This is a genomic window from Polaromonas aquatica, assembly GCF_042659145.1.
Lineage (GTDB): Bacteria > Pseudomonadota > Gammaproteobacteria > Burkholderiales > Burkholderiaceae_C > Polaromonas > Polaromonas aquatica.
Genome location: NZ_JBHSRS010000076.1, coordinates 18,826 through 42,067, shown reverse-complemented (window position 1 = coordinate 42,067; position 23,242 = coordinate 18,826). Strand labels below are relative to the sequence as shown.

Here is a 23,242-nt window from a genome sequence, read left to right as displayed (position 1 = left end):
CATGAACGCACCAGCCGATCCCCACGCCATCACCAGCCTGACGCAACTGGAGGCGCTGTTCGGCGCCGTTGCCGCACCGTCTCTCCAAAAAGAGGTCGACTACCTGCACCCGGCCTATCAGGCGCTGATTCAGGCCTCGCCGTTCGCCGTGCTCGCCACCGTGGGGCCCGGCGGGCTGGACGCCTCGCCGCGCGGAGACCCGCCGGGTTTTGTGGCGATCCAGGACGACAGGACGCTGCTGTTGCCGGAGCGGCGCGGCAACAACCGCATCGACAGCCTGCGTAACCTGCTGGTCGACCCGCGCGTGGCGCTGCTGCTCCTGATTCCCGGTGTCGGCGAGACTCTCCGCGTCAACGGCCGGGCCCGCATCACGACCGGGCCCGATATCCTGCAACGCTTCTCAATGGAAGGAAAGCCGCCGCATTGCGTCATCGTGATTCATGTCGAATCGGTGTTCTTCCAGTGCGCGCGCGCCATACAGCGCTCAAGGCTCTGGCAGGCCACGCCACCAGGCCGGCCGGACGTGCCCACGCCAGGAGCCATGCTGCAGGCGCTGACGGCGGCGGCCATTGACGGCGAGCAATACGACCGCGAATTGCCTGCACGCCAGAAATCCACGCTGTACTGAAACTGCGAGCGGCCATCACCCCCAATTCAATCGCATCTAACACCGGCCGGCTTAGGTCCGGTCCTCGCCCTTGACCGCAAACACGCTGGATCGTAGCGCGTCCAGATCCAGCACGCGCAGGCCGCCGTATTCCACCCGTATGGTGCCCTGCGCCTCCAGGGCGGCCAGTGCCTCGTTGACGCGCTGGCGCGACAGGCCGACAAGATAGGCCATCTCCTGCTGCGTGATGCGCAACACCTCGCCCACGCCCGGGTACAGCACCGGATTGAACAAGGCCGCCAGGCTGCGGGCCACACGCGCATCAGGATTGTTCATGCGGTCAATCTCGCGTGCGGCAATGAACTGGCCCAGGCGTTCATTGAGCTGATTCATCACAAAACGGTTAAAGCCGATGGAGTGGTCCAGCAGCCAGTGAAAGGTATCGACCGGCAGGCCGGCCACCACGCTTTTACGCAATGCCTGGATGTTGTAGCGGTAAGGTTCGCGCTTGAGCGCCGTGCCTTCGCCAAACCAGCCACCAGGCGGCACACCAGTGAATGTCATGGTCATGCCCTGCGCGTTGTCGCTGCTCATCTTGAGCAGGCCCTGCACCACACCAAACCAGTAGGTCACCGGTTTGCCAAGACGGCAGACATAGTCACCGGCCGCAGCATCCCCCACCTGCAGCTCCGCCACGGCGCGGGCACGCTCGCCCGGCTGCAACAGGCGCAGCCAGGGTATCGCCTGCAGCTCATCCGCCGTGGGCGGCCTGCGGCGCTGGTGAAGGGTCAGGTCAATGGGCATGTTTTGCATCCAGACAGGGAAAACACGGATATGGGAAGGTATTGGGGTCCAGGCGGCTTTGCCATGCCCACCCCCGATGGACGCCTTATCCGATAAAAGTCGCCATCCCCGGGCACACCCCAGTAGGACTTACCCGGAAATTGTCGTCGTAATGACACCATGACGTCAAATGCAGTCCTACTATCCGTTCCATACCAGCAGCATGTCCTTAACCGGGCGCTGCCTAAAAACGGAGACAAGAACCGAATGCAGACCACGTTTCCCCGACTGCTGCTCAAACACGCTGCCGAGCGCCCCGACGCGCCCGCCATGCGCGAGAAGGAATACGGCATCTGGCAGGCGCACAGCTGGGCAGGCATGGCCGCCCTGGTAGAACACATTGCCTGCGGCATGCACCACGCCGGCCTGCAGCGTGGCGAGCACATGGTGGTGGTCGGCAGCAACCGCCCGCGCCTGTATGCCACCATGTTGGCAGCGCAATCACTGGGCGCCATACCGATCCCCCTTTACCAGGACGCGGTAGCCGCCGAATGCGTGTTCCCCATCACCAATGCAGACGTCCGTTTTGCGATGGTGGAAGACCAGGAGCAGGTCGACAAGCTGCTGGAGATACGTGACCGTTGTCCGGACCTTTCAAACATCGTGTTTGACGACCCGCGCGGCCTGCGCAATTACAACGAACCCGGGCTGGTTTCGCTGGACCAGTTGATAGCGGCCGGCAAGGCCTTTGCCCTCAGCCAGCCCGGCTGGTTCAGGGCTGAAGTCGAGAAGGCCGGCCCCGACGATGTGGCAGCGATGTTCTTCACTTCGGGCACTACCGGCAACCCCAAAGGCGTGGTGCACACGCACAACACCCTGCTGGACCGCGCGCGCGCCGGCGCCGACTTTGACAAGCTCACATCACAAGAAGAAGTGCTGGCGTATTTGCCGCCGGCATGGATAGGGCAAAACATCTTCAGCTACGCGCAATGGCTGGCCTGCGGTTATGTGGTGAACTGCCCGGAGAGCGCGAGCACGGTCACGATTGACCTCAAGGAAGTGGGCCCGACCTACTACTTTGCACCGCCACGCATCTTTGAAGGCCTGCTGACCACCGTCATGATCCGTATGGAAGACGCCGGTCGCATCAAGCGCGGCATGTTCGACTTCTTCATGGCTGTCGCCAAACGTGTTGGCCCCGATCGCATGGATGGCAAGCCGGTGGGCGCACTGCAGGCACTGCTTTACGGCCTGGGCAATCTCATGGTGTATGGCCCGCTGCGCAACACCCTGGGCTTCTCGCGCGTACGCGTAGCCTATACCGCCGGAGAGGCCATAGGCCCGGACCTGTTCACGTTTTACCGCTCTATCGGCATCAACATGAAGCAGCTTTACGGCTCCACCGAAACCGCCGTGTTTGTCTGCCTGCAGCCGGACAACGAGGCACGTGCCGATACCGTCGGCGTGCCCATCCAGGGCGTGCAGATCAAGGTGGCCGACAACGGCGAGATCCTCGTCAAATCGGCCGGCCTGCTCAAGGAATATTACAAAAACCCGGCAGCCACCGCCGAAGTGCTGACCGCCGACGGCTGGTACCACACCAGCGATGCCGGCTTCCTGGATGCCAGCGGCCACCTGAAGATCATTGACCGCGTGAAAGACGTGGGCCGCATCAGAGGCGGCGCCAACGACGGCGCCATGTTTGCACCCAAGTACGTGGAAAACAAACTCAAGTTTTTCCCTTACATCAAGGAAGTCGTGGCCTATGGCGATGGCCGGGAAAAGGTCTGCGTCTTTATCAACATCGACTTTGATGCGGTCGGCAACTGGGCCGAAAGGCGCAACCTGCCCTATGCGGGCTACACCGACCTGGCGCAAAAACCGGAGGTCTACCAGCTCATCAAGGAGTGCGTCGAAAAAGTCAATGCCGACCTGAGCGCAGACACCTTGCTGGCCGGCTCTCAGGTCAGCCGTTTCCTGGTGCTGCACAAGGAGCTTGATGCCGACGACGGCGAACTGACACGCACCAACAAGGTCCGACGCGGATTCATCGCGGACAAATACCTTCCGCTGGTCGACGCACTGTACGGCGGCAAGGCCGAACAGTTTATTGAAACCGTGGTGAAGTTTGAAGACGGCCGCAGCGGCAGCGTGAGCGCTACGCTTAAGATCGGCGACAGCCAGACTTTTGCGCCGGTAAAGGCAGCAGCATGAGCAAAAAAATAGGCGATGTCATCCTCGACATCAACAACATCAGTTTGAGCTTCGGCGGTGTCAAGGCACTGTCGGACATTTCCTTCAACGTCAGGGAGCATGAGATACGCGCCATCATCGGCCCCAACGGTGCCGGCAAAAGCTCCATGCTCAACTGCATCAACGGCGTCTACTCCCCCCAACAGGGCTCCATCACCTTCCGCGGCCAGACCTTCAAGCACATGAACAGCCACCAGGTGGCCGTCATGGGTGTGGCCCGGACCTTCCAGAACCTGGCGCTGTTCAAGGGCATGAGCGTGCTCGACAACATCATGTCGGGCCGCAACCTCAAGATCAAGAGCAACCTGCTGCTGCAGGCGCTGCGCATAGGCCCGGCCGAAAAAGAAGAAATCAAACACCGCGAAGCGGTGGAGAAGATCATCGACTTCCTTGAAATCCAGGCCTACCGCAAGACCCCCGTGGGCCAGTTGCCCTACGGCCTGCAAAAGCGCGTGGACCTGGGCCGCGCGCTGGCCATGGAGCCGCAGGTGCTGCTGCTTGACGAACCCATGGCCGGCATGAATGTCGAGGAAAAGCAGGACATGTGCCGTTTTGTCCTGGACGTCAATGACGAATTTGGGACCACGGTGGTGCTGATCGAACACGACATGGGCGTGGTGATGGACATCTCCGATCGCGTGGTGGTGCTGGACTACGGCAAAAAAATCGGCGACGGCACGCCCGACGAAGTACGCAACAACGAAGACGTGATCAAAGCCTACTTAGGCACCAGTCATTAAGCGGCAGGACTAACAAGATGGCTTTTTTCTTAGAGACACTCCTTGGCGGCCTGATGGCCGGCATGCTGTATTCGCTGGTCGCGCTGGGCTTTGTGCTGATCTTCAAGGCCTCCGGCGTCTTCAATTTCGCGCAGGGTGCGATGGTGTTGTTTGCGGCGCTGGCGATGGCTCGCTTTTCGGAATGGATTCCACAATGGACCGGCATCAGCAGCCTGCTGCTGGCCAATGTCGCCGCCTTTGTGATCGCCGGCGCCATCATGTTCGTGGTGGCCTGGCTGATCGAGTTCCTGGTGCTGCGCCACCTGGTCAACCAGGAGGGCGCGACCCTGCTGATGGCCACGCTGGGCATTGCCTACTTTCTCGAAGGCCTGGGCCAGACATTGTTCGGCAGCAGCATCTACAAGATCGACATCGGCATGCCCAAGGAGCCTATCTTTGTGCTGGAGTCGGCCTTCCAGGGCGGCGTGCTGATCAATAAAGAAGACCTTTATGCCGCGCTGATCGCCGCGGTGCTGGTGGCTGCACTCAGCGTATTTTTCCAGAAGACGGCCACCGGGCGGGCCCTGCGCGCCGTGGCAGATGACCACCAGGCCGCGCAGTCCATCGGCATCCCGCTTAACCGCATCTGGGTCATCGTCTGGTGTGTGGCGGGTGTGGTGGCTCTGGTGGCCGGCATGATCTGGGGCAGCAAGCTCGGGGTGCAATTCTCGCTCGCCACCGTGGCCTTGCGCGCCCTGCCGGTCGTGATCCTAGGCGGCCTGACTTCAGTGCCGGGCGCGATTATTGGCGGGCTGATTATTGGCGTGGGTGAAAAACTTTCCGAAGTCTACCTGGGCCCCTTTGTCGGCGGCGGCATTGAAATCTGGTTTGCGTATGTGCTGGCGCTGGGTTTCCTGCTGTTCAGGCCACAAGGCCTGTTCGGCGAAAAGATCATTGACCGCGTCTGAACATGACAACCCCCACGTTTTCCACTTCGTGTAATGCACTGCCCCCCGAGGGGGCGGGCCTTGCTTGGGGCGGCCCGGCGCTGCGTCCGTTCCCTCCTTTTTACATCGCACATCGTTAAGCGCGCACTCCTATGCTTTACAGAGAAAACGGCCAATTCAAAACCACCTACCGGGCAGACCAGCAGATCTTCCCAATCCTGCAGGACCGCATCGTCGTTGGCCTGTTCCTGGTCTTTGCATTTGCCGCTGTGCCCTTGCTGGCCAGCGACTACCTTTTTCGCGCCATCCTGATTCCGTTTTTGATCATTTCGCTGGCTGCGCTGGGTGTCAACATCCTGGTCGGCTACTGCGGCCAGATCTCGCTGGGTTCGGGCGCCTTCATGGCCGTGGGGGCCTACGGGGCCTATAACTTTTTTGTGCGTGTGCCCAACATGCCGCTGATCCCGGCGCTGATACTGGGCGGGCTGTGCGCGACCTTCTTCGGCATTTTGTTCGGCCTGCCCAGCCTGCGCGTCAAGGGCCTGTACCTGGCTGTCGCCACGCTGGCAGCACAATTCTTCAGTGACTGGATGTTCCTGCGCATCAAGTGGTTTACCAATGACTCGCCTTCCGGCTCGGTATCGGTCGCGGACCTGCAGGTGTTTGGCCTGCCAATTGACAGCGCACAAAGCAAGTACTGGCTGTGCCTGTCCATCCTGGTGGTGATTGCGCTGCTGGCCAAAAACCTGGTACGTGGGGCGATCGGCCGGGAATGGATGGCCATACGCGACATGGACGTCGCCGCCGCCGTCATAGGCATACGCCCCATGTACGCCAAGCTCAGCGCCTTTGCAGTCAGTTCCTTCATCATTGGCGTGGCCGGAGCACTGTGGGGCTTTGTACACCTGGGCTCCTGGGAGCCGGCGGCATTCTCGGTGGAGTTTTCCTTCCGCCTGTTGTTCATGGTGATCATCGGCGGCCTGGGCTCCATCCTGGGCGGCTTCCTCGGAGCCGCCTTCATCACCATCCTGCCGATTGTGCTGAGCCAGGCCCTGCCGGCCCTGACGCGCCTGTTTGGTTATGAAATGGGCACTGCCGGCGTGTCGCATGCAGAGCTCATGATTTTTGGTGGCCTGATTGTCTGGTTTTTGATTGTGGAACCGCATGGCCTGGCCAAGCTGTGGGCGGTGGCCAAGCAAAAACTGCGCTTATGGCCCTTTCCCCATTAAGGTTTCGTGTGATTCGGGATTTAGCTTCACCCGGAAATGCTCGCAAATACCAATGTGCTTTAGGGGGTTTGTTCGTTTACTCAAGTGTCCGTCTGGCGTTTTTCCAAGTGTTCGATTTTTAATTTTCAGGAGACAACCATGAAGATACGTAATTTGATTCTGGCAGTGGCGGCAGTTGCCGCTGGCGCCTCGTCCATGGTGACGACCAACGCATTTGCCCAGGCCAAGGAGCAGTTCTTCCCGCTGCTGTCCTATCGCACGGGCCCCTATGCACCCAACGGCGTGCCATGGGCCAATGGCAAGCAGGACTACCTCAAGATGGTCAATGCCCGCGACGGCGGCATCAACGGTGTCAAGCTGACCTACGAGGAATGCGAGACCGGTTATGCCACCGACCGTGGCGTGGAATGCTATGAACGCCTCAAGAGCCGCCCCGGCGTCGCGATTTTCGACCCTCAGGCCACAGGCATCACGTTTGCGCTGACCGAGAAAGTAGCGGCCGACAAAGTCCCCCTGATCACACTGGGCTACGGCTTGTCGGTTGCGCAGGATGGCCAGGCCTTCAAATGGAACTTCCCGCTGATGGGCAGCTACTGGACCGCCGCCGACATCCTGATCCAGCACATTGGCAAAAAGGAAGGTGGCCTGGACAAGCTCAAGGGAAAGAAGATTGCGCTGGTCTACCACGACTCACCGTTTGGCAAAGAACCCATTCCCCTGCTGCAGGAGCGCGCGAAGATGCAGGGATTCGACTTGCAGCTGATTCCGGTAACCGCCCCTGGCGTTGAGCAGAAATCAGCCTGGCTGCAAGTACGCCAGAGCAGGCCGGACTATGTGCTGCTGTGGGGCTGGGGTGTGATGAACTCCACCGCCCTCAAGGAAGCGCAAGCCACGGGCTACCCCCGCGACAAGATGTACGGCGTGTGGTGGGCCGGTGCGGAGCCTGATGTGAAGGACGTCGGCGAAGGCGCCAAGGGCTACAACGCACTGACGCTGAACACATCCGGCCAGCAACCCAAGGTCATTCAGGACATCCTGAAGTACGTGCATGCCAAAGGCCAGGGTACAGGGCCAAAGGATGAAGTCGGCTCCGTGCTCTACACCCGCGGCGTGATCATCCAGATGCTGTCCAACGAGGCGGTACGCCGCGCGCAGGAGCGTTTTGGCAAGGGCAAGGTCATGACCGGCGAACAGGTTCGCTGGGGCATGGAAAACCTTGCGCTGGACCAGAAGCGACTGGATGCGCTGGGATTCTCCGGCGTGATGCAGCCGCTGTCCACCTCATGCGCCGACCACATGGGCTCCACCTCTGCGCGTGTGCAGACATGGGACGGCAGCAAATGGAACTTCAGCTCCGACTTCATCCAGGCCGATGAGCAGATTCTCAAACCCATGATCAAGGCCGGAGCCGACAAGTACCTGGCTGACAAGAAGATGACGCGCCGTACTGCGGCCGACTGCCAAAGCTAGGTCCGCGTTGCCCTTGCCTTGAAATCCTCCTGCCGGGCAGGAGGAGCGCGGCTCTCACGAGCCGCCAAATGGAAGGCTTGCATGCAAGCCTTCCATTTGGTCAGGAAAGATTATGGACACACAAAAAATTGTTCTCAGCGTCAACGGCATAGAGGTCATCTACAACCATGTGATCCTCGTGCTCAAGGGCGTTTCACTGCAGGTGCCGCAGGGAAAAATCGTGGCCATCCTGGGCGGCAACGGTGCAGGCAAGACCACGACGCTGCGCGCCATCTCCAACCTGCTACAAGGTGAGCGCGGCGCAGTCACCAAGGGCTCCATCGAGTTGCGCGGGGAACGCATTGAAAACCTCTCACCTGCCGATCTTGTGCAACGCGGCGTGGTGCAGGTCATGGAGGGCCGGCACTGCTTTGCCCACCTGACGATAGAAGAAAACCTGCTCACGGGGGCCTACACCCGCAAAAGCAAAGCCGAAGTTGCCGCCAACCTGGAAAAGGTCTACGCCTACTTCCCGCGCCTGAAGACACGCCGCACCTCACAGGCGGCCTACACCTCGGGAGGCGAGCAGCAGATGTGCGCAATCGGCCGCGCACTGATGGCCAGCCCCAGCATGGTCTTGCTGGATGAGCCCTCCATGGGCCTGGCACCGCAGATCGTGGAAGAGGTCTTTAACATCGTGCAGGACTTGAACCAGAAAGAAAAGGTCACCTTTTTGCTGGCCGAGCAAAACACCAACATGGCGCTGAAATATTCCGACTACGGCTACATCATGGAAAGCGGCCGTGTTGTGATGGACGGCGCAGCCGCCGATCTGGCCAGCAACGAGGATGTGAAGGAGTTTTACCTTGGCGTGGGCGGCGGCGAGCGCAAGAGCTTCAAGGACGTGAAGAGCTACAAGCGGCGTAAACGCTGGCTGGCATGAGCCCCCACGGTCGCTCACTTCGTGTAGCTTCCTGCCCCCCGAGGGGGCCGCTGCGCCTGCGGCCTGGCAGAGCCAGTTCCGCGGCCCCTGCTTGAACTGACAGCCAGCTACTTACCGCACTGCACTCGGCCATCTGAAAAGAATGAGATGACAACAACGCACTACGACACGCTCGAATCACGCAGTCCCGAACAACGCGAAGCCGCGCTGATGGCTGCGCTGCCGCAACAGCTTGCCCATGCACAAAAACATGCGCCGGCCTTTGCCGCCATTCTTGATGGGATAGACGCCGCGGCCATCACCTCACGCAAGGCGCTGGCAAACCTGCCCGTCACGCGCAAATACGAGTTGCTGGAACGCCAGCAGGCGGCACGCCAGGCCGGCGGCGGGGAGGATGTTTTCGGCGGCTTCAGCGCGCTGCGTTTTGGCGCCCACATGCCTCATGTGTTTGCCAGCCCCGGCACCATCTATGAACCCGAAGGCACACGCAAGGACTACTGGCGCATGGCAAGAGCCATGTACGCCGCAGGTTTTCGCCCAGGCCAGCTGATCCACAACAGTTTCAGCTACCACTTCGTACCCGCCGGCTCCATGATGGAAACCGGCGCACATGCACTGGGCTGCACGGTATTTCCCGGTGGCACAGGGCAAACAGAGCAGCAGGTGCAGGCCATGGCCGAACTCCAGCCTGCGGGCTACATCGGCACGCCCAGCTTCCTGAAAATCATCGTCGAGAAAGCCGCCGAGATGAAGGTGGCACTGCCCACCGTTACCCGGGCGCTGGTGTCCGGCGAGGCTTTTCCGCCCAGCCTGCGCGACTGGCTTGCCGCACGCGGTATCACCGGCTACCAGTGTTATGCCTCGGCTGATCTGGGCCTCATCGCCTATGAGACCGAAGCCCGCGAGGGGCTGGTGCTGGATGAGGGCGTGATTATGGAAATTGTGCGTCCCGGCACCGGCGACCCTGTAGCCGAAGGCGAAGTGGGTGAACTGGTGGTGACCACCTTGAACCCCGACTACCCGCTTATCCGTTTTGGCACAGGCGACCTGTCTGCCGTGTTGCCGGGAAGCTGCCCAACCGGCCGCACCAACACACGCATCAAGGGCTGGATGGGCCGGGCAGACCAGACCATCAAGGTCAGGGGCATGTTTGTGCACCCGGGCCAGGTGGCGGCCATAGCCAGACGATTTCCCGAAGTGCTCAAGGCCAGGCTGGTAGTCAGCGGAGAAATGGCCAACGACAGCATGGTCTTCCGGGTCGAATCGAGCTCGACGCAGGCGGGACTGGACCAGCGCATAGGTGAGGCCATCCGTGATGTCACCAAGCTGCGCGGGACGGTGGAACTGGTCGCGCCGGGCAGCCTGCCGAACGACGGCAAGGTGATTGAGGACGCCCGCAGTTACCAATAACCCTTCGCCAAACACGCGAATAAAGGGGATTGCCCTTACGTAGTTCCCGCGATACACAAGCTACCGCTGTACCGTAAGCTTTACCTGTTTTTTACACAGGAGACGAAACATGAAACGCCTGCTCATTCTGGCAGCTGCTGCGACAGCCTTTTTTGCCAATGCACAAACCTTCCCTGGTCCCAAGCCGATTACCTTTGTGGTTCCCTTTGCAGCAGGCGGCCCGACCGACCGCGTTGCACGCGACCTGGCAGAAGCCATGCGCAAGTCCATGGGTGGCGGAGCCAACTTCGTGGTGGAGAACGTCAACGGTGCCGGCGGCACGATTGGCGCGGCGAAGGTTGCCAAGGCGAATCCTGACGGCCACACCCTGTTGCTGCACCATATCGGCATGGCGGCCGCGCCCGGCCTGTATCGCAAGCTGCCTTACAAGCCTCTCGATGATTTCGAGTTCCTGGGCATGATCAACGAAGTGCCCATGACCATTATTGGCAAGCCCCAGTTGGCTGCCAACAATTACCGTGACCTGGAAAACTACATTCGCACCAACTCCGGCAAGCTCAACATCGCGCATGCCGGCCTGGGTTCAGCCTCGCACCTGTGCGGCCTGATGTGGCAGGCGGCCATCAATGCCAAGGAAGCCATGACCACCATTCCGTTTGGCGGCACGGCGCCGGCCATGAATGCGCTGGTTGGCGGCCAGGTGGACATGATGTGCGACCAGACCACCAACACCACCGGGCAGATTGAAGCCGGTCGCGTCAAGGCCTACGCCGTCACCACGTCCAGGCCCCTGTCAGGCAACAAACTGCTCAAGGACTACCCCACCCTGCAGGAAATGGGCCTCAAGGGCTTTAACCTGACGATCTGGCACGGCCTGTATGCCCCCAAAGGCACGCCTCCTGCCGTGATGGCCCAGCTCAATGCAGCCCTCAAGATTGCGCTGAAGGACCCTGACTTCATCAAGAAGGAAGAGGGCCTGGGCGCCGTGGTGGTGACCGACAACCGTGTCGAGCCAGCAGCCCACAAGGCCTTTGTCGCCGCTGAAATCAACAAACTCAAACCCGTCATCGACGCTGCCGGCAAATACGCCGACTAAGCTCTGGGCCCCCACCACAAGCCGCCTGTGCCAACCAGCCAGGCGGCTTTTTTCATGCCCGGGATTTACCCACTTGAAGCAGCGCCCGCGACACGGTATCTTTTCCTGCCAGCACTGCCCAGACCGCACCGGAGACCCCATTGAAGCCATTTTTACAATCAAATCGCCTTCTGGCCCTCGCCAATTGCGCGCTGCTAGCTATTATTTTAATAGCAAACTCCGCAACAGCACAGAGCACGTGGCCGACCCGGCCGGTGAAGATCGTGGTGCCTTTTGCGCCCGGCGGCACCACCGACATCCTGGCCCGCGCCATGGCGCCCGAACTCTCCAAAGCCTTTGGCCAGCCGTTTGTAGTGGAGAACCGGGCAGGCGCCGGTGGCAACATCGGCGCTGACGTCGTCGCCAAATCGGCTCCCGACGGCTACACCCTGCTGATGGGAACCGTGGGCACGCACGGCATCAACAAGGCGCTTTACCGCAAGATGGCGTATGACCCGCAAAAGGACTTTGCCCCCATCACGCTAGTCGCCGGCGTGCCCAACGTGATGATCGTCAACACCGAAAAGGCAAAAGCCGCGGGCATCAACAATGTGGCTGACTTCATACGAATTGCCAAAGCCAATCCCGGCAAGCTCAACATGGCGTCCAGTGGCAACGGAACATCCATCCACCTGGCGGGCGAGCTGTTCAAGACCATGAGCGGCACTTACATGACACACTTCCCGTACACCGGCTCCGGCCCCGCGCTGCTGGCCATGGTGGGTGGAGACATGGATGTGATGTTCGACAACCTGCCGTCCTCCATGCAACTCATCAAGTCCGGAAAACTCAAGGCGCTGGCCGTGACAAGCTCGCAGCGTTCAGCCGCCCTGCCCGATGTCCCAACGGTTGAACAGGCCGGCGGCCCGGCGCTCAAGGGATTTGAGGCCAGCTCCTGGTTTGGCCTGCTGGCGCCTGCGGGCACACCGCCGGATATCGTCAACAGGGTCCAGCAGGAGGTCACAAAATCCCTGGGAACGCCGGCCATCAAGGAAAAACTGCTGGCACAGGGCGCCATCCCCGGCGGAGACACGCCACAGCAGTTCACCGACTTCATCAATGCCGAACACCGCAAGTGGGCCCAGGTGGTGAAAGCCTCCGGCGCCAAGGTCGACTGACCCGGCAGGTTTGTGGCGCACCAAGCAAAAAGCCCTGGTAACAGGGCTTTTTTGTTCCTTCACGTCAACCACCAGTCCTATACGCCCCAGACCACGTCGTCGCCCGACTGGTAGTTGCGCTGCAGCATGTCGATGAAAGGCATGGCGCGCTGGCGCAAACCCAGGCCATCACCCGGAACGTGGGCATCGTCATGGTTTTCGTCCTTGGACTCCTCCAATGCGATGGCCGCCTGAAGCGCCGCAATAGCTGCTGGCATCTGCTCGGGCAGGATGATGCCTTTCGGCCCGGCATCCTTGCCGATGATTTCCAGCACCTTGCGGCCGTTGGACTCCAGCATGATCACGTCGCCGGCATTTTTTGATTTGAATTTGTACAGCATCGAGCGCTCCGATGGTTAAACAGTCCTTCATTATGGGCAGCTTTTCGGTCCCTGTGTGTAGGCCTGTTTCACCTCATGGCGGCGATCACGCCGGTGCGGCAGCCAGCTGGCCGGCTTTCTCGCGATTGGTCCGCTGTACCGCAACCACGTCAATAATCAGGGCGACGTTGCCATCGCCCAGGATGGTCGCGGCGGAAATGCCCGGTACCTTGCGGTAGTTGGTTTCCAGGTTCTTGACCACCACCTGGTGCTGGCCGACCAGTTGGTCAACCAGCAGCGCGAACCGGCCGCCATCAGCCTGCACAATCACCGCAATGCCCTGCATCGGATTGAGCACCGCACCCGAGACGTCAAACAGCTTGTGCAACTCGATCAGCGCCAGGTACTCGCCACGCACATGCATGACATGCTCATCGCTGGTGATCGAATGCACATCCTTGGCGAGCGGCTGCAGGGACTCAATGACGTAATTCAGGGGCAGGATATAGACCTCGTTGCCGACCTTGACCGACATGCCGTTGAGGATGGCCAGCGTCAGCGGCAACACGATGCGGATCGTCGTGCCCCGGCCTTGTGTGGAGGCGATTTCCACATGCCCGCCCATTTCATGGATATTGCGCTTGACCACGTCCATGCCCACGCCCCGGCCCGAGACGTCGGTCACGGTCTCGGCCGTGGAAAAGCCCGGGGCAAAAATCAGCTGCCAGACTTCTTCATCGGAAATGGTTTCGCTGATCGCCATACCCTGCTGGAGCGCCTTGGCGATGATTTTTTCCCGCACCAGGCCGCCGCCGTCATCCTTGACCTCGATCACGATGCTGCCGCCCTGGTGCTGGGCGGAAAGCGTCAAGCGGCCGACCGGATCCTTGCCAGCCATGGCGCGCTGTTCAGGCCCTTCAATGCCGTGGTCAAGGCTGTTGCGCACCAGGTGGGTGATCGGGTCGATGATGCGTTCGATCAGCCCCTTATCGAGCTCTGTTTCCTTGCCGACAGTGACCAGCTGGATCTGTTTGCCCAGCTTGGCGGACAGGTCGCGTATCAGGCGCGGGAAGCGGCTGAAAACATAATCCATGGGCATCATCCGGATGGACATCACCGACTCCTGCAGGTCGCGTGCATTGCGCTCCAGGTGCCCCATGCCGCTGAGCAGGCGCTCATGCAGCACCGGGTCCAGTGTGGATGCGGTTTGCGTCAGCATCGACTGGGTAATCACCAGCTCTCCGACCAGGTTGATGATCTGGTCCACCTTTTCAACATCCACACGGATGGAGCTGGACTCCTTGCCGTTGGCCGCAGCAACCACGGCAGCAGTCGCTGCGGCGGCGGTAGCCGTGGCGGGCATGTCAGGAACCGCCGCCACAGGCACAACCGGCGTCACTTGAGGAGCGGGCACCTCAACGTCTTCCTTTGCAGTCACGAGCGGGGCCGCCGGATGGGCGCTGATCTCGATCTGGTCGGCTTCAACGATAAAGCAGCACACAGCAATCAGGTCATCCGCATCACAGGCCGTTTCCAGCCAGATGGTCAGGCTGCTGTCGGTCTGGGTTTCTGCCACCACGCTGCCCAGGTTTCCCAACTCTTCGCTGAGCAGCTTGCGGTCATTCTCGGAAACCTTTGAAAAATGCACCTTTAGCGCACCACCCGCTGCCGGAGTGGCCGGAGCCGCGACAGGAACAGGGGCCGCTACAGGCGCAGCGGCCGGGACAGGCACTGGCGCAGCCGTCAGGGCCGGATCGGTTCCACCGCTTTCCAGCGCCAGCTGCCGCAATATCGCGCAGATGCGCGCAACCATTTCCGGCTCGGGTTCACCGCCATCACGATAGGCGCTCAATTGTTTTTGCAACACGTCTTTGGTCTCCAGAAAAGCGTCAATCATTTTGGTGGTCAGCTGCAACTCACCATGGCGCGCCCGGTCCAGCAGGTTCTCGGCCAGATGGGTGGTATCGGTCAGCGCCACAAAACCAAAGGTGGCCGCGCCGCCCTTGATCGAATGCGCGACACGAAAGATGGCATTGAGGTGTTCGCTGTCCGGCGCCTGCGGATCCAGGCCCAGCAACAGTTGCTCCATTTCGGCCAACAACTCATCGGCCTCTTCAAAAAATGCCTGGTAAAACTGGGTAATGTCCATCTCGTGCTCTTCTTTATTAGGGAGCCGGCCTGCCGCCCGGGAACCCGGACAGACAAGGCGGCGCACCATGCGGCCGGCATGGTGTCGTGAATCGAATGCAGGTGCCCATCAAACGCTCAAGGGTCCACCACGCGCATCAGGCTACCGACCACTGCCAGCAGTGTTTCCGTATCGATCGGCTTGCAAAGCCAGCCGTTGGCGCCGGCCTTTCTGGCCTCGGCCTTGCTCGCATCACCGTTGACAGTGCTCAATACCAGGATGGGAACAGGTTCGTCAGCCGGCAGTTGGCGCAGCTGGCGCGTCAGTTCGCCGCCATCCATGGGACTCATGGTCCAGTCGGTCAGGACAAGGTCCACCTCGCCCTTGCGCACCTGCGCCAGCGCACTCTCCCCGTCCCCGGCCAGCAATACCTGGTAGCCGCCGGTTCCCAGCATTTCAGAGATCAGCTGGCGCATAACGGCCGAATCGTCGACCACCAAAATTGTTTTCTTTTTCATCAGATCCGGCGTTCAGGCTGGGTGACGGACAGGTTTGTCGCAGATTGCGCCTTGGTCCCAGACTCAGCTACAGGCGCCGCGGGTTTGGTGCCGGCGTTAGCGGCACCCGCGGGGTTGGCCGCATTGGCTCGTTCGATTTCCGCTTGCGCGCGGTGGTTGAGCACCACAATGCTGATGCGCCTGTTAACCGGCGCAAAAGGGTCGTCCTGGTTCAAATGCATGCTGGAGGCAACACCCATGACACGCAGCACCCGCCCGTCCTCCATGCCCCCGGCAATCAGTTCACGCCGCGAGGCATTAGCACGGTCGGCCGACAGCTCCCAATTGCTGTAGGATTTGTCGCCCTGCGAGTACTGCGTCGCATCGGTATGGCCAGACAGGGTGATCTTGTTGGGTTGCTGGTTCAGGACAGGTCCGATCTCCCGCAAAATGCTGCGCATATAGGAAATCACGACGGCGCTGGAGCGGTCAAACATCGGCCGGTTGTTGCTGTCGACAATCTGGATGCGCAAGCCTTCCGGAGTGATGTCTATCAGCAGTTGTGGCCGGAACTGCTTGAGCACCGGACTGGCCTCGATCATTTCGTCCAGCTGCTTTTTCAGGCCGTCCAGGCGCCTGAGATCGTCCGCATCACGTTCACTGTCGGACTGCCTGACTTCCCCCTTGACCTCCATCACGTCGGCACCGCCACCGGGAATCATGCTGCTACTCAGGCTGCTTTTTTCCCCTCCGCTGATCGCCACCCGCAAAGGCATTTTGAAGTGCTCGGCGATGCCCGACAGCTGTTTGGGCGTCGAGATGGCCAGCAGCCACATGACCAGGAAAAAGGCCATCATGGCCGTCATGAAGTCCGCATAGGCGATTTTCCAGCCCCCGCCATGGTGGGCCGCAGCCTTGACTGGCCGCTTGATGATGATCCGGGGTGCAGCGTCGCTCATAAAGATTCAGTCACTGCGCCTTAACGGCTCTTCACATCGCGAACGTGCCCGTCCAGTTCAAGGAATGAGGGGCGCTCCGTCGAGTACAGGATTTTCCGGCCGAACTCCACAGCCAGCTGCGGTGCGTAGCCGTTCAGGCTGGCCATCAGTGTCACCTTGATGCACTGGTAGACCTTCAGGGACTCCGCCACCTTGTGCTCAATCAGCGAGGCCAGCGGTGAAACAAAACCATAGGCCAGCAGGATGCCCAGAAAAGTGCCCACCATCGCATGGGCAATCAGCTCGCCCATCACCGAGGGCGGCAGGTCTGCAGAAGCCAGCGCATGCACCACGCCAAGCACGGCCGCGACAATACCCAGCGCCGGCAACGCATCGCCGACGCGGGTCAGGCTGTGCGCCGGTACTTCGGCTTCGTGTTTGTAGGTTTCGAGCTCATGGTCCATCAACTGCTCGATCTCAAAGGGATCTGTATTGCCGCTGATCACCAGGCGCAGGTAGTCCGTCAAAAACTCCATGACGCGCGCATTCCCCAGGATTTCCGGATAGGGCGCAAACAGGGCGCTGGCCTGAGGGTCGTCAATATCCGACTCAAGCGCCAGCATGCCGTCCTTGCGGCCTTTTGCCAACAGCACGTACAGCAGGGCAAGAAGCTCCATGTAGAGCGCCTTGTCGTGCTTTCTTGAGCTGCGCAGTAGTTGCGGCAACACCTTCACGGTGGCCCGGATGGTCTTGCCATCGTTGCCCGCAACAAACGCGCCCACGGCAGCACCGCCGATCATCAGCAATTCAAGGGGCTGAAACAGCGCGCCGAAATGCCCCCCCATCAGCGCATATCCGCCAAACACGGACGCCAACACCAACAGATAGCCAACAATTACAAGCACCACGCACTCCCGCTGAAAAACCTTGAGGAACCAAAACTCCGGACCAGGCCGCGATACATCAGGCGCGAGCCCCATTCATCACGTCTGCAAGCCATTGCGACGGCGAAGGCACCGGCCTTTGCACGCCAACAACACGCGGGGACTCAACCACATCATGGTTAATCTTGCGCGTCTTGCCTGCGCGCGATGGCGGCCGGCACAACACACACACGTAATTGCGCTGAGGGTCATGCGCATGTGCAACAAACAGGCCCGTGCAACGGGTGCAGGTGCTCAGCTGCAGCATGTCGCTGTCGAAAAACCGGACCAGCGTCCATGCCCGCGTGAAGTCGAGCACAGGCTCTCCGCCCTGTTGCGCCACCTGCTCCAGGTACAGCCGATAACTCTTGATGACGGCGGCAATCCTGGTGCAGCCCCCGTGGGTCACCATGAACCGGTAGATGTTGTAAAACATCGACGAATGGATGTTGGCGAGCCAGGTCATGAACCAGTCTGTGGAAAATGGCAACAGGCCCTTGGGCGGTGAAGTGCCTTTTATTTCCTTGTACAGCTTGATCAGGCGATCCCGGCTCAGGCTGGTTTCCGCCTCCAGGAATTGCAGGCGCGCCCCCAGCTTGATCAGGTCTATCGCGAGATGGATTTCCCGCGCCTCATGAATGACACTTTTAGTTGCCATGATGCCCCGAACCGCAGAAAGGACGCCGATCGCCTCCGGCACGTGCAACACGGCACATCACCGGGCTACCTCGATTTGCTGGCCAGACAGAAGAATGGCGGCATGCGCCTGCTGCAATGCGAGGTTTTTTCCATCAGTCGTCAATGCCGACAGGACGGGATGATCATCAAACCTGAACCGGCACAGCAGCAAACTGGACGCAGCCAGCTTCACGATCTGCGACAGCGACAGGTTACCCAGCAGGTCGGCCAGCTCCCTGCTCAATCCCAGACGGAACATGGCCGTCGCAAGATCTTCCCGCACCAAACGCTGCGCCAACAGCAGGTAGGCCAAATTCAAATCACCAATTTCGTTGGTGTTACCAGTCTCAACCACTCTGTACTCCTAGTTCTTTGACAATTTGCACTTGGCGGATACGGGCAAATTGCATAAAACCCCACCGCCCTTGAAGACCCGGTAATACGGAATACCATAATCCCCAAGTGGTGATTTTTAACATATTTTCATCAAATTACACAAATAATAAACATCTTTATCAATTTTGTTTCAATTAAACATCAATTTTGTTAGATTAAACAAATGTGACAAAGGAATTTATATTGACCTTTTGATTGAATTCATCTAGCCGCGCACTCCGCCAGGAACTGCACTGGAACCGTTCTCCAGCTGGTACAACCATGCCAGCACACCCGCAACGGCAAGATACAACTCGGGCGGGATTTGTTCGTCCAGGTCCACATGCATGAGCAGCTTGACCAGGTCCGGCGAGGCATGCACATAGAGGCCGTTGTCGCGGGCACACTGGACGATGGCGTCCGCTGCGGCACCGTAACCCTTGGCCACCACGATAGGCGCCTTGTTTTTATCCGCATAGGAGAGCGCGATGGCACTGGGCCTGTCAGGCCGCCCCTGTGCCCTCAAGCCATCGTCCACGGCATTAGCTGGCATCAGCATCCTCAGGCGACGGCTGTGGCGCAGCCGCTACAGGCAAGGTTTCAAGCTGCAGCCCGGTGAGCTGCAGGCCCAGATCGGCAAAACGTCGGGGCAGCTCATCACGCCCCGCGCCAAGCAAAGCCACGGTGGCAACTTCACGGGCGCCCAAATTCACCTGCAGTGAAGAGCCGGAAAGGCTCAGACGCACTTCGACGTCCTTGAGGGTCGGCAAGGTAATGGCCAGGCGCGTACTCCATGTCCGCTGGGCCGCATCAGTTTGCGTCCCGGCCTGCGTATCTTTTGGCTCTTCACGGATCTCCCACTCCATGGGCGTGCCAGGCCAGGCCTCGCCACCCCAGCGAAACGCCGGCATGGCAAGCACATCCAGTTGCTGGCGTACCAGGGGCACCGCGTCGGGGTGGATGGTGGCAGCACTGTGCTCGCCGCTGCGCGCCGGACCCAAAGTCGGCGCCGAGTCTTTTTGCAAGCGCCCGGACGCATCCTCAAACCCGTCTGGGTGCACTTCCTTACCCGCAAGCAGCGCCGGGGGAGCAGGGACATCCACAACACGCCGGGCTCCATAGGCGGCATCCACCCGGCCGGCAGCACCTGGGCGCGGCCCGTCGTCCGGCACGGCTTTTTGCGCATCCGGCGCGTCCTTGCCCGCTGCTTGCGGGTTGGCGGCAGCCTGCGTTTGGGCGCCCACACCGGGCGCAGTCATGACAGGCTCACCAGCCACCGTACCAGCGCCTGCGCCCGTCAATGCGGCAATCACCTCCGCTGTCGTCGCGGCGCCTTTCGCACCCGGGCTCAACCACATCGCGTCATTGCCTTGCATGGGCGTGAATAACTCGGGGCGGCTTCTGGCCAGCGCGCCAAGCCTGGCTTGAGGCTCCTGCGCCAGCAGCGCCAGGGGCCGCGTCCCTGTAGCAAGCTGCTGCAGGTGCGACTCATAAAACAAGCCGCTGGTCGCCACAACACGCGCCAAAGCACCAGCAAGTTGCACCGGCAGGGGTGCAGCGGGTGCGGGCCAGACTGGCGCTGCGCCGCGTACGCCGGCGACCCTGTCAGGCGTCGCGCCGAGAATGGCACTGATCGCGCGCGCGGCCACGCTCAGTGTGGTGGCCTCACCAAAACGCGAAGCCTGCTGCGCATGCCCGGGCTCTGTACGCCCCAGATCAGCCCCCAACAGTTGCTGCATCGCCTCACGCGAAGGCAGGCGCACATCATTGGAGACCGTCGCAGTCCCCGGAACAATCCCTGGCCCCGCGATGTCTGCCGACAGCTTGAGCCCTTGCAGCCTGTCAACAAGCAATGGCGCAACAACATTCATGGCTGCATCCCATTCCTACTGGCCGTAGATCTGCTGCAGGCCACGGCTGCGCTGCAGGCTCTCAAGAATGGCGCCCAGTTGGGCAACCTGCGGACTGACGATGGCCACAATCGCGTCACGATCCGCCTTCAGGCGGCTGAGCAACCGGTATTTGTGCAGGCGCTGATCGTCATCGAGCCCCTCAAACTGCTCTATGACTTTCAGCCGCTCAATGATGACACTGCACTGCGTCTCTAGCCCCGGCAGCGCACCCCACTCGCGCGCACGCGCCAACTCATGCATGCGCGCCGCCAGCGGAATCAGTTGCTCGTAGCAATGAATTACTTCGCTTTGTGAACCCATGTTATTGCCTCACCGACAGCGATTCGGGCACAGCCGCGCCAGCGCCTATTTCACGCCAGGCCGAGCTGACACTTTCCAGCAGCTTGCTGGCTTCTTCCAGCATGGCCGGGTCATTGCGAAGGTTGGCATACATCAGTCGCTGGTTGATGTAGTCATACAGCGCCGACAGATTGGTCACCAGTTCTTCGCCATCCTTGCCGGTCGTGGTCGCATCAAGACTCGCCTTCAGGCCGTTATCCACAATGTTGATGGCCTTGGAAATGGCATTACCCTTGGCAACCGTGTCGCCGCTGGCCATATAGTGCCGGGCCATGCTCATGGCCGCCTTGGCGCCGTCGAACAACATCACGATGAGCTGGTGTGGAGATGCACTCATGGCGCCGATTTCAAGGCCCACCCTTGCGTAGGCACCGGCGCCACTGTTAAAACTCTGGGGGCTGTACATGGGTTCCATGCTTATTTTTTACTTCCGTTCATGGCGTCAAACTGAGCGGTCAGGTAAGCGGTCGTGTTGTTCATTTTGGCCATCAGCACGTCCAGCTGGGTGAACTGGGCGCGATACCGGTCCACCGTGGAGTTGATCCGCGTATCCATGGCGTCGTACTGTTTATCGAGCTTCTTGATGGCGTCCGTCACCCCTTCGGTGGCCACAAGCAAGGAGCCGCCCTTGCCTGTCAAGCTGTCAGTCAGGGCTGTCAATTGCTTGCCGTAGCCAGCCTTGTCGGTGGCTGTGCCAGCAAGTAACTTGCCCACCCCCTCCAGGTTGGTGCTGAGCGCCTTTTCCAGCTTGACGGAATCCAGGGACAGGGTGCCATCTTTCTGAAACGACACGCCAATATCCGACAGCACGGTGAGGTCGGAAGAACTGCCGGAAACCTGCGGGGAAATCAGGGCCTCGCGTATGCGGACCTGGAGCAGGCGCAAGGTGGAGTCCCCCGTCAACGGGGAACCGGTTTTGGTATCCGGATCGTAAGCCGTCAGCGCTTTCCCGGTACTCAGCAAGCCGTTGTAGGCCGTGACAAGGGCATTGACCGCCGACGAAATACTGGCTGTATCGCGTGCCACCGTCAGCGTACTTTCACCGGCCTTGACCAGATTGAGCGTCACGCCCTGCAAGGACTCCGAAACGGTATTCGTGGCACTGGATATCTCCAGGCCATTTACTGTGAGCTTGGCATTTTGGGCCGCCGCGGTTTCCTTGAGGCCCACTCCTGCCACGGGATCATGGTTCAGCAAAGTACCCAGGTCCGTATTACTGCCCGACACCGAGATCTTCATGCTCGAGGTTTCCCCGGTTGCGTCGGACGTCAGCACCAGGCGATTCGGTGCACCACTGCCGTCATTCACGATACTTGCGGTGACGCCGGCCTTGGCGGCATTCACCGCATCACGAATGCCCTCCAGGGTATTGTTGTTTGCATCAATCGCAACAACGGCTGGCTTGTGGCCGGCATCCACGGCAAAAGACGCGGGTGTACCCAGGCCCACATCAGCGGGAGTGAAGGTTCCAAAGTCAATGGTGATCGTGGCTGCACCCGTACCGATCGCCGCCTTGGCATCGACCACGCCTGCCGTCGCCAGCGATTGCGCCTGCGCCAGCTGGCTCACCTTGATGGCGTAGTTTCCTGCGACTGCGCTGGCCGTGGCACTGGCAGTCAGAACCGTGGCGAAACTCGACGATGCCTTCGCGCCCTGGAACAGGTCCAGGCTGCCCAGCTTGCTTGAGGCAGTCTTCAGGGCGGCCAGGGAATCCTGCAGTTTTCCGTAGGCTGACAGTTTGGTGGTATAGCTGGCAGCTTGGGCTTTCAGGGCCAGCAGCGGCTGCCGCTCCGTGTTCTCAAGATCCTTGAGCAACCCGCTCAAGTCAAGTTTGGAGCCAACGCCCAGACTGCTAATTGATGCCATGCCAACTCCCGGTAGTAACGTGTCATGGCGCCCCTTGGTGGTACGCCCGAATGACACAAGCTAAAAATAAAATCCTGCTCAGGCGGTTTCGCGCACCAGCATGCCTTGCATCTTGCCCAGCACCTTGGCGATGCGGATGACTTCCTCGGAAGGCATCTGGCGAATCGTCTCGCCCGTTTCCTTGTCAATCACCTTGACGACCATCTTGTCGGTGTCTTCGTCCACCTCAAACTCCAGGCCAATCGCCTTGAGCGAGGCATTGACTTCACGCAAGGCACTTTCGGTTTGCACCGGTGTGGCGTCCTGCACGGCGTCGGTGGCGCTCAAACCAGCCACGCCGTTCAAGCCACTCACCCCATCCGCCTTTTGCGGTGCCCCGTTGTTGGCTGAAGGCCCTGCCACCGTCGAAGCTGAGCCTCGGGCCACCGCCGAAATTGCGCTATCCATCATTTTTCTTATCTCCAGAATTCTTCACTGTCCACTGGCCTCTCTGCGCGGCGTCAAACAGCCAGGCCTGAATACCAGTGGACAGTGCAGGCAGCCTCGCAGCCGCCTGACACTGTCGTGGTGGCTCGCAACCAGGGTTGCAAACCACCTTTGAAACACCTCTTCAGATCGCAAGAGGTATCCGTC

At 60.4% G+C, this 23,242-nt stretch carries 24 protein-coding genes; 10 read left to right on the top strand and 14 right to left on the bottom strand.

The genetic code is table 11. From position 1 onward, the window contains the following. The first annotated feature begins 1 nt into the window (after position 1). Positions 2–628 carry a pyridoxamine 5'-phosphate oxidase family protein gene (locus tag ACFQND_RS14165; RefSeq protein ID WP_371437498.1) on the top strand — a complete coding sequence of 209 codons (627 nt, stop codon included), beginning with the start codon at positions 2–4 and terminating at the stop codon, positions 626–628. 51 nt (positions 629–679) lie between these two features. Here the strand turns inward: ACFQND_RS14165 and ACFQND_RS14160 are convergent, their stop codons facing one another. Beyond that, positions 680–1,411, bottom strand: a complete 732-nt coding sequence (locus ACFQND_RS14160; protein ID WP_371437499.1) for a Crp/Fnr family transcriptional regulator — start codon at positions 1,409–1,411, stop codon at positions 680–682. 246 nt (positions 1,412–1,657) lie between these two features. Here ACFQND_RS14160 and ACFQND_RS14155 point away from each other — a divergent pair, with 246 nt between their 5' ends. From ACFQND_RS14155 to ACFQND_RS14115, 9 genes are all read left to right on the top strand, one after another. Next, positions 1,658–3,604, top strand: coding sequence for an AMP-dependent synthetase/ligase (locus tag ACFQND_RS14155; RefSeq protein WP_371437500.1), 1,947 nt, complete (start codon positions 1,658–1,660; stop codon positions 3,602–3,604). Then, positions 3,601–4,383: an ABC transporter ATP-binding protein gene (locus ACFQND_RS14150; RefSeq protein ID WP_371437501.1), complete on the top strand. Its 783-nt coding sequence runs from the start codon at positions 3,601–3,603 to the stop codon at positions 4,381–4,383. Before ACFQND_RS14155 ends, ACFQND_RS14150 begins: the two co-directional genes overlap by 4 nt. Before the next feature lie 17 nt (positions 4,384–4,400). Continuing rightward, positions 4,401–5,330: a branched-chain amino acid ABC transporter permease gene (locus ACFQND_RS14145; RefSeq protein ID WP_371437502.1), complete on the top strand. Its 930-nt coding sequence runs from the start codon at positions 4,401–4,403 to the stop codon at positions 5,328–5,330. A gap of 131 nt (positions 5,331–5,461) precedes the next feature. Further along, positions 5,462–6,538 carry a branched-chain amino acid ABC transporter permease gene (locus ACFQND_RS14140; protein ID WP_371437503.1) on the top strand — a complete coding sequence of 359 codons (1,077 nt, stop codon included), beginning with the start codon at positions 5,462–5,464 and terminating at the stop codon, positions 6,536–6,538. A gap of 138 nt (positions 6,539–6,676) precedes the next feature. Beyond that, complete coding sequence (locus ACFQND_RS14135) at positions 6,677–8,008, top strand: ABC transporter substrate-binding protein (protein ID WP_377413941.1); 1,332 nt, start codon at positions 6,677–6,679, stop codon at positions 8,006–8,008. A 112-nt stretch (positions 8,009–8,120) separates the two neighbouring features. Next, positions 8,121–8,930 carry an ABC transporter ATP-binding protein gene (locus ACFQND_RS14130; RefSeq protein ID WP_377413938.1) on the top strand — a complete coding sequence of 270 codons (810 nt, stop codon included), beginning with the start codon at positions 8,121–8,123 and terminating at the stop codon, positions 8,928–8,930. A 147-nt stretch (positions 8,931–9,077) separates the two neighbouring features. Further along, positions 9,078–10,340: a phenylacetate--CoA ligase family protein gene (locus ACFQND_RS14125; protein WP_377413935.1), complete on the top strand. Its 1,263-nt coding sequence runs from the start codon at positions 9,078–9,080 to the stop codon at positions 10,338–10,340. A 109-nt stretch (positions 10,341–10,449) separates the two neighbouring features. Continuing rightward, positions 10,450–11,436, top strand: a complete 987-nt coding sequence (locus ACFQND_RS14120; RefSeq protein WP_377413932.1) for a tripartite tricarboxylate transporter substrate-binding protein — start codon at positions 10,450–10,452, stop codon at positions 11,434–11,436. A 170-nt stretch (positions 11,437–11,606) separates the two neighbouring features. Then, positions 11,607–12,593 carry a Bug family tripartite tricarboxylate transporter substrate binding protein gene (locus ACFQND_RS14115; RefSeq protein ID WP_377413956.1) on the top strand — a complete coding sequence of 329 codons (987 nt, stop codon included), beginning with the start codon at positions 11,607–11,609 and terminating at the stop codon, positions 12,591–12,593. A 77-nt stretch (positions 12,594–12,670) separates the two neighbouring features. On the opposite strand, the gene ACFQND_RS14110 is transcribed toward ACFQND_RS14115, so the two are convergent. From ACFQND_RS14110 to ACFQND_RS14050, 13 genes are all read right to left on the bottom strand, one after another. Continuing rightward, positions 12,671–12,973 (bottom strand): DUF1840 domain-containing protein, encoded by a 303-nt coding sequence (locus tag ACFQND_RS14110; protein WP_377413929.1) that lies wholly within the window; start codon positions 12,971–12,973, stop codon positions 12,671–12,673. Between the two features lie 85 nt (positions 12,974–13,058). Then, positions 13,059–15,101, bottom strand: a complete 2,043-nt coding sequence (gene cheA / locus ACFQND_RS14105) for a chemotaxis protein CheA (RefSeq protein ID WP_371437509.1) — start codon at positions 15,099–15,101, stop codon at positions 13,059–13,061. 116 nt (positions 15,102–15,217) lie between these two features. Then, the gene (locus ACFQND_RS14100; protein ID WP_371437510.1) at positions 15,218–15,598 is read right to left on the bottom strand and encodes a response regulator; all 381 of its coding nucleotides are present in this window, start codon (positions 15,596–15,598) and stop codon (positions 15,218–15,220) included. Further along, on the bottom strand, positions 15,598–16,536 hold the full coding sequence (gene motB / locus ACFQND_RS14095) for a flagellar motor protein MotB (protein ID WP_371437511.1): 939 nt from the start codon (positions 16,534–16,536) through the stop codon (positions 15,598–15,600). Before motB ends, ACFQND_RS14100 begins: the two co-directional genes overlap by 1 nt. 20 nt (positions 16,537–16,556) lie before the next feature. Beyond that, positions 16,557–17,420: a flagellar motor stator protein MotA gene (gene motA / locus ACFQND_RS14090; RefSeq protein WP_371437512.1), complete on the bottom strand. Its 864-nt coding sequence runs from the start codon at positions 17,418–17,420 to the stop codon at positions 16,557–16,559. A gap of 58 nt (positions 17,421–17,478) precedes the next feature. Beyond that, positions 17,479–18,096 carry a flagellar transcriptional regulator FlhC gene (flhC, locus tag ACFQND_RS14085; protein ID WP_371437513.1) on the bottom strand — a complete coding sequence of 206 codons (618 nt, stop codon included), beginning with the start codon at positions 18,094–18,096 and terminating at the stop codon, positions 17,479–17,481. Positions 18,097–18,153: 57 nt separating this feature from the next. Further along, entirely contained in the window at positions 18,154–18,471 is a 318-nt protein-coding gene (flhD, locus tag ACFQND_RS14080; RefSeq protein ID WP_371437514.1) for a flagellar transcriptional regulator FlhD, read from the bottom strand. Between the two features lie 246 nt (positions 18,472–18,717). After that, positions 18,718–19,044: an EscU/YscU/HrcU family type III secretion system export apparatus switch protein gene (locus ACFQND_RS14075; RefSeq protein WP_371437515.1), complete on the bottom strand. Its 327-nt coding sequence runs from the start codon at positions 19,042–19,044 to the stop codon at positions 18,718–18,720. Beyond that, entirely contained in the window at positions 19,034–20,362 is a 1,329-nt protein-coding gene (fliK, locus tag ACFQND_RS14070) for a flagellar hook-length control protein FliK (RefSeq protein WP_371437516.1), read from the bottom strand. Before fliK ends, ACFQND_RS14075 begins: the two co-directional genes overlap by 11 nt. Positions 20,363–20,377: 15 nt before the next feature. After that, on the bottom strand, positions 20,378–20,704 hold the full coding sequence (locus ACFQND_RS14065) for a flagellar protein FliT (protein WP_371437517.1): 327 nt from the start codon (positions 20,702–20,704) through the stop codon (positions 20,378–20,380). 1 nt (position 20,705) lies between these two features. After that, positions 20,706–21,149 carry a flagellar export chaperone FliS gene (gene fliS / locus ACFQND_RS14060; RefSeq protein ID WP_371437538.1) on the bottom strand — a complete coding sequence of 148 codons (444 nt, stop codon included), beginning with the start codon at positions 21,147–21,149 and terminating at the stop codon, positions 20,706–20,708. Positions 21,150–21,160: 11 nt separating this feature from the next. Further along, positions 21,161–22,609, bottom strand: a complete 1,449-nt coding sequence (fliD, locus tag ACFQND_RS14055; protein WP_371437518.1) for a flagellar filament capping protein FliD — start codon at positions 22,607–22,609, stop codon at positions 21,161–21,163. Between the two features lie 78 nt (positions 22,610–22,687). Beyond that, positions 22,688–23,056: a flagellar protein FlaG gene (locus ACFQND_RS14050; RefSeq protein ID WP_371437519.1), complete on the bottom strand. Its 369-nt coding sequence runs from the start codon at positions 23,054–23,056 to the stop codon at positions 22,688–22,690. Between the last annotated feature and the right edge of the window lie 186 nt (positions 23,057–23,242).

Bases quoted from the DNA above. Each gene is read 5' to 3' on its own strand.
- ACFQND_RS14150 (WP_371437501.1), top strand. From the start codon at position 3,601: ATGAGCAAAAAAATAGGCGATGTCATCCTCGACATCAACAACATCAGT.
- ACFQND_RS14065 (WP_371437517.1), bottom strand. From the start codon at position 20,704: ATGGGTTCACAAAGCGAAGTAATTCATTGCTACGAGCAACTGATTCCG.
- ACFQND_RS14100 (WP_371437510.1), bottom strand. From the start codon at position 15,598: ATGAAAAAGAAAACAATTTTGGTGGTCGACGATTCGGCCGTTATGCGC.
- fliD (WP_371437518.1), bottom strand. From the start codon at position 22,609: ATGGCATCAATTAGCAGTCTGGGCGTTGGCTCCAAACTTGACTTGAGC.
- ACFQND_RS14155 (WP_371437500.1), top strand. From the start codon at position 1,658: ATGCAGACCACGTTTCCCCGACTGCTGCTCAAACACGCTGCCGAGCGC.
- fliK (WP_371437516.1), bottom strand. From the start codon at position 20,362: ATGAATGTTGTTGCGCCATTGCTTGTTGACAGGCTGCAAGGGCTCAAG.
- motB (WP_371437511.1), bottom strand. From the start codon at position 16,536: ATGAGCGACGCTGCACCCCGGATCATCATCAAGCGGCCAGTCAAGGCT.
- ACFQND_RS14050 (WP_371437519.1), bottom strand. From the start codon at position 23,056: ATGGATAGCGCAATTTCGGCGGTGGCCCGAGGCTCAGCTTCGACGGTG.
- ACFQND_RS14135 (WP_377413941.1), top strand. From the start codon at position 6,677: ATGAAGATACGTAATTTGATTCTGGCAGTGGCGGCAGTTGCCGCTGGC.
- ACFQND_RS14165 (WP_371437498.1), top strand. From the start codon at position 2: ATGAACGCACCAGCCGATCCCCACGCCATCACCAGCCTGACGCAACTG.
- ACFQND_RS14120 (WP_377413932.1), top strand. From the start codon at position 10,450: ATGAAACGCCTGCTCATTCTGGCAGCTGCTGCGACAGCCTTTTTTGCC.
- ACFQND_RS14125 (WP_377413935.1), top strand. From the start codon at position 9,078: ATGACAACAACGCACTACGACACGCTCGAATCACGCAGTCCCGAACAA.
- ACFQND_RS14110 (WP_377413929.1), bottom strand. From the start codon at position 12,973: ATGCTGTACAAATTCAAATCAAAAAATGCCGGCGACGTGATCATGCTG.
- ACFQND_RS14145 (WP_371437502.1), top strand. From the start codon at position 4,401: ATGGCTTTTTTCTTAGAGACACTCCTTGGCGGCCTGATGGCCGGCATG.
- ACFQND_RS14140 (WP_371437503.1), top strand. From the start codon at position 5,462: ATGCTTTACAGAGAAAACGGCCAATTCAAAACCACCTACCGGGCAGAC.
- ACFQND_RS14130 (WP_377413938.1), top strand. From the start codon at position 8,121: ATGGACACACAAAAAATTGTTCTCAGCGTCAACGGCATAGAGGTCATC.
- ACFQND_RS14075 (WP_371437515.1), bottom strand. From the start codon at position 19,044: ATGCCAGCTAATGCCGTGGACGATGGCTTGAGGGCACAGGGGCGGCCT.
- flhC (WP_371437513.1), bottom strand. From the start codon at position 18,096: ATGGCAACTAAAAGTGTCATTCATGAGGCGCGGGAAATCCATCTCGCG.
- ACFQND_RS14160 (WP_371437499.1), bottom strand. From the start codon at position 1,411: ATGCCCATTGACCTGACCCTTCACCAGCGCCGCAGGCCGCCCACGGCG.
- cheA (WP_371437509.1), bottom strand. From the start codon at position 15,101: ATGGACATTACCCAGTTTTACCAGGCATTTTTTGAAGAGGCCGATGAG.
- fliS (WP_371437538.1), bottom strand. From the start codon at position 21,149: ATGTACAGCCCCCAGAGTTTTAACAGTGGCGCCGGTGCCTACGCAAGG.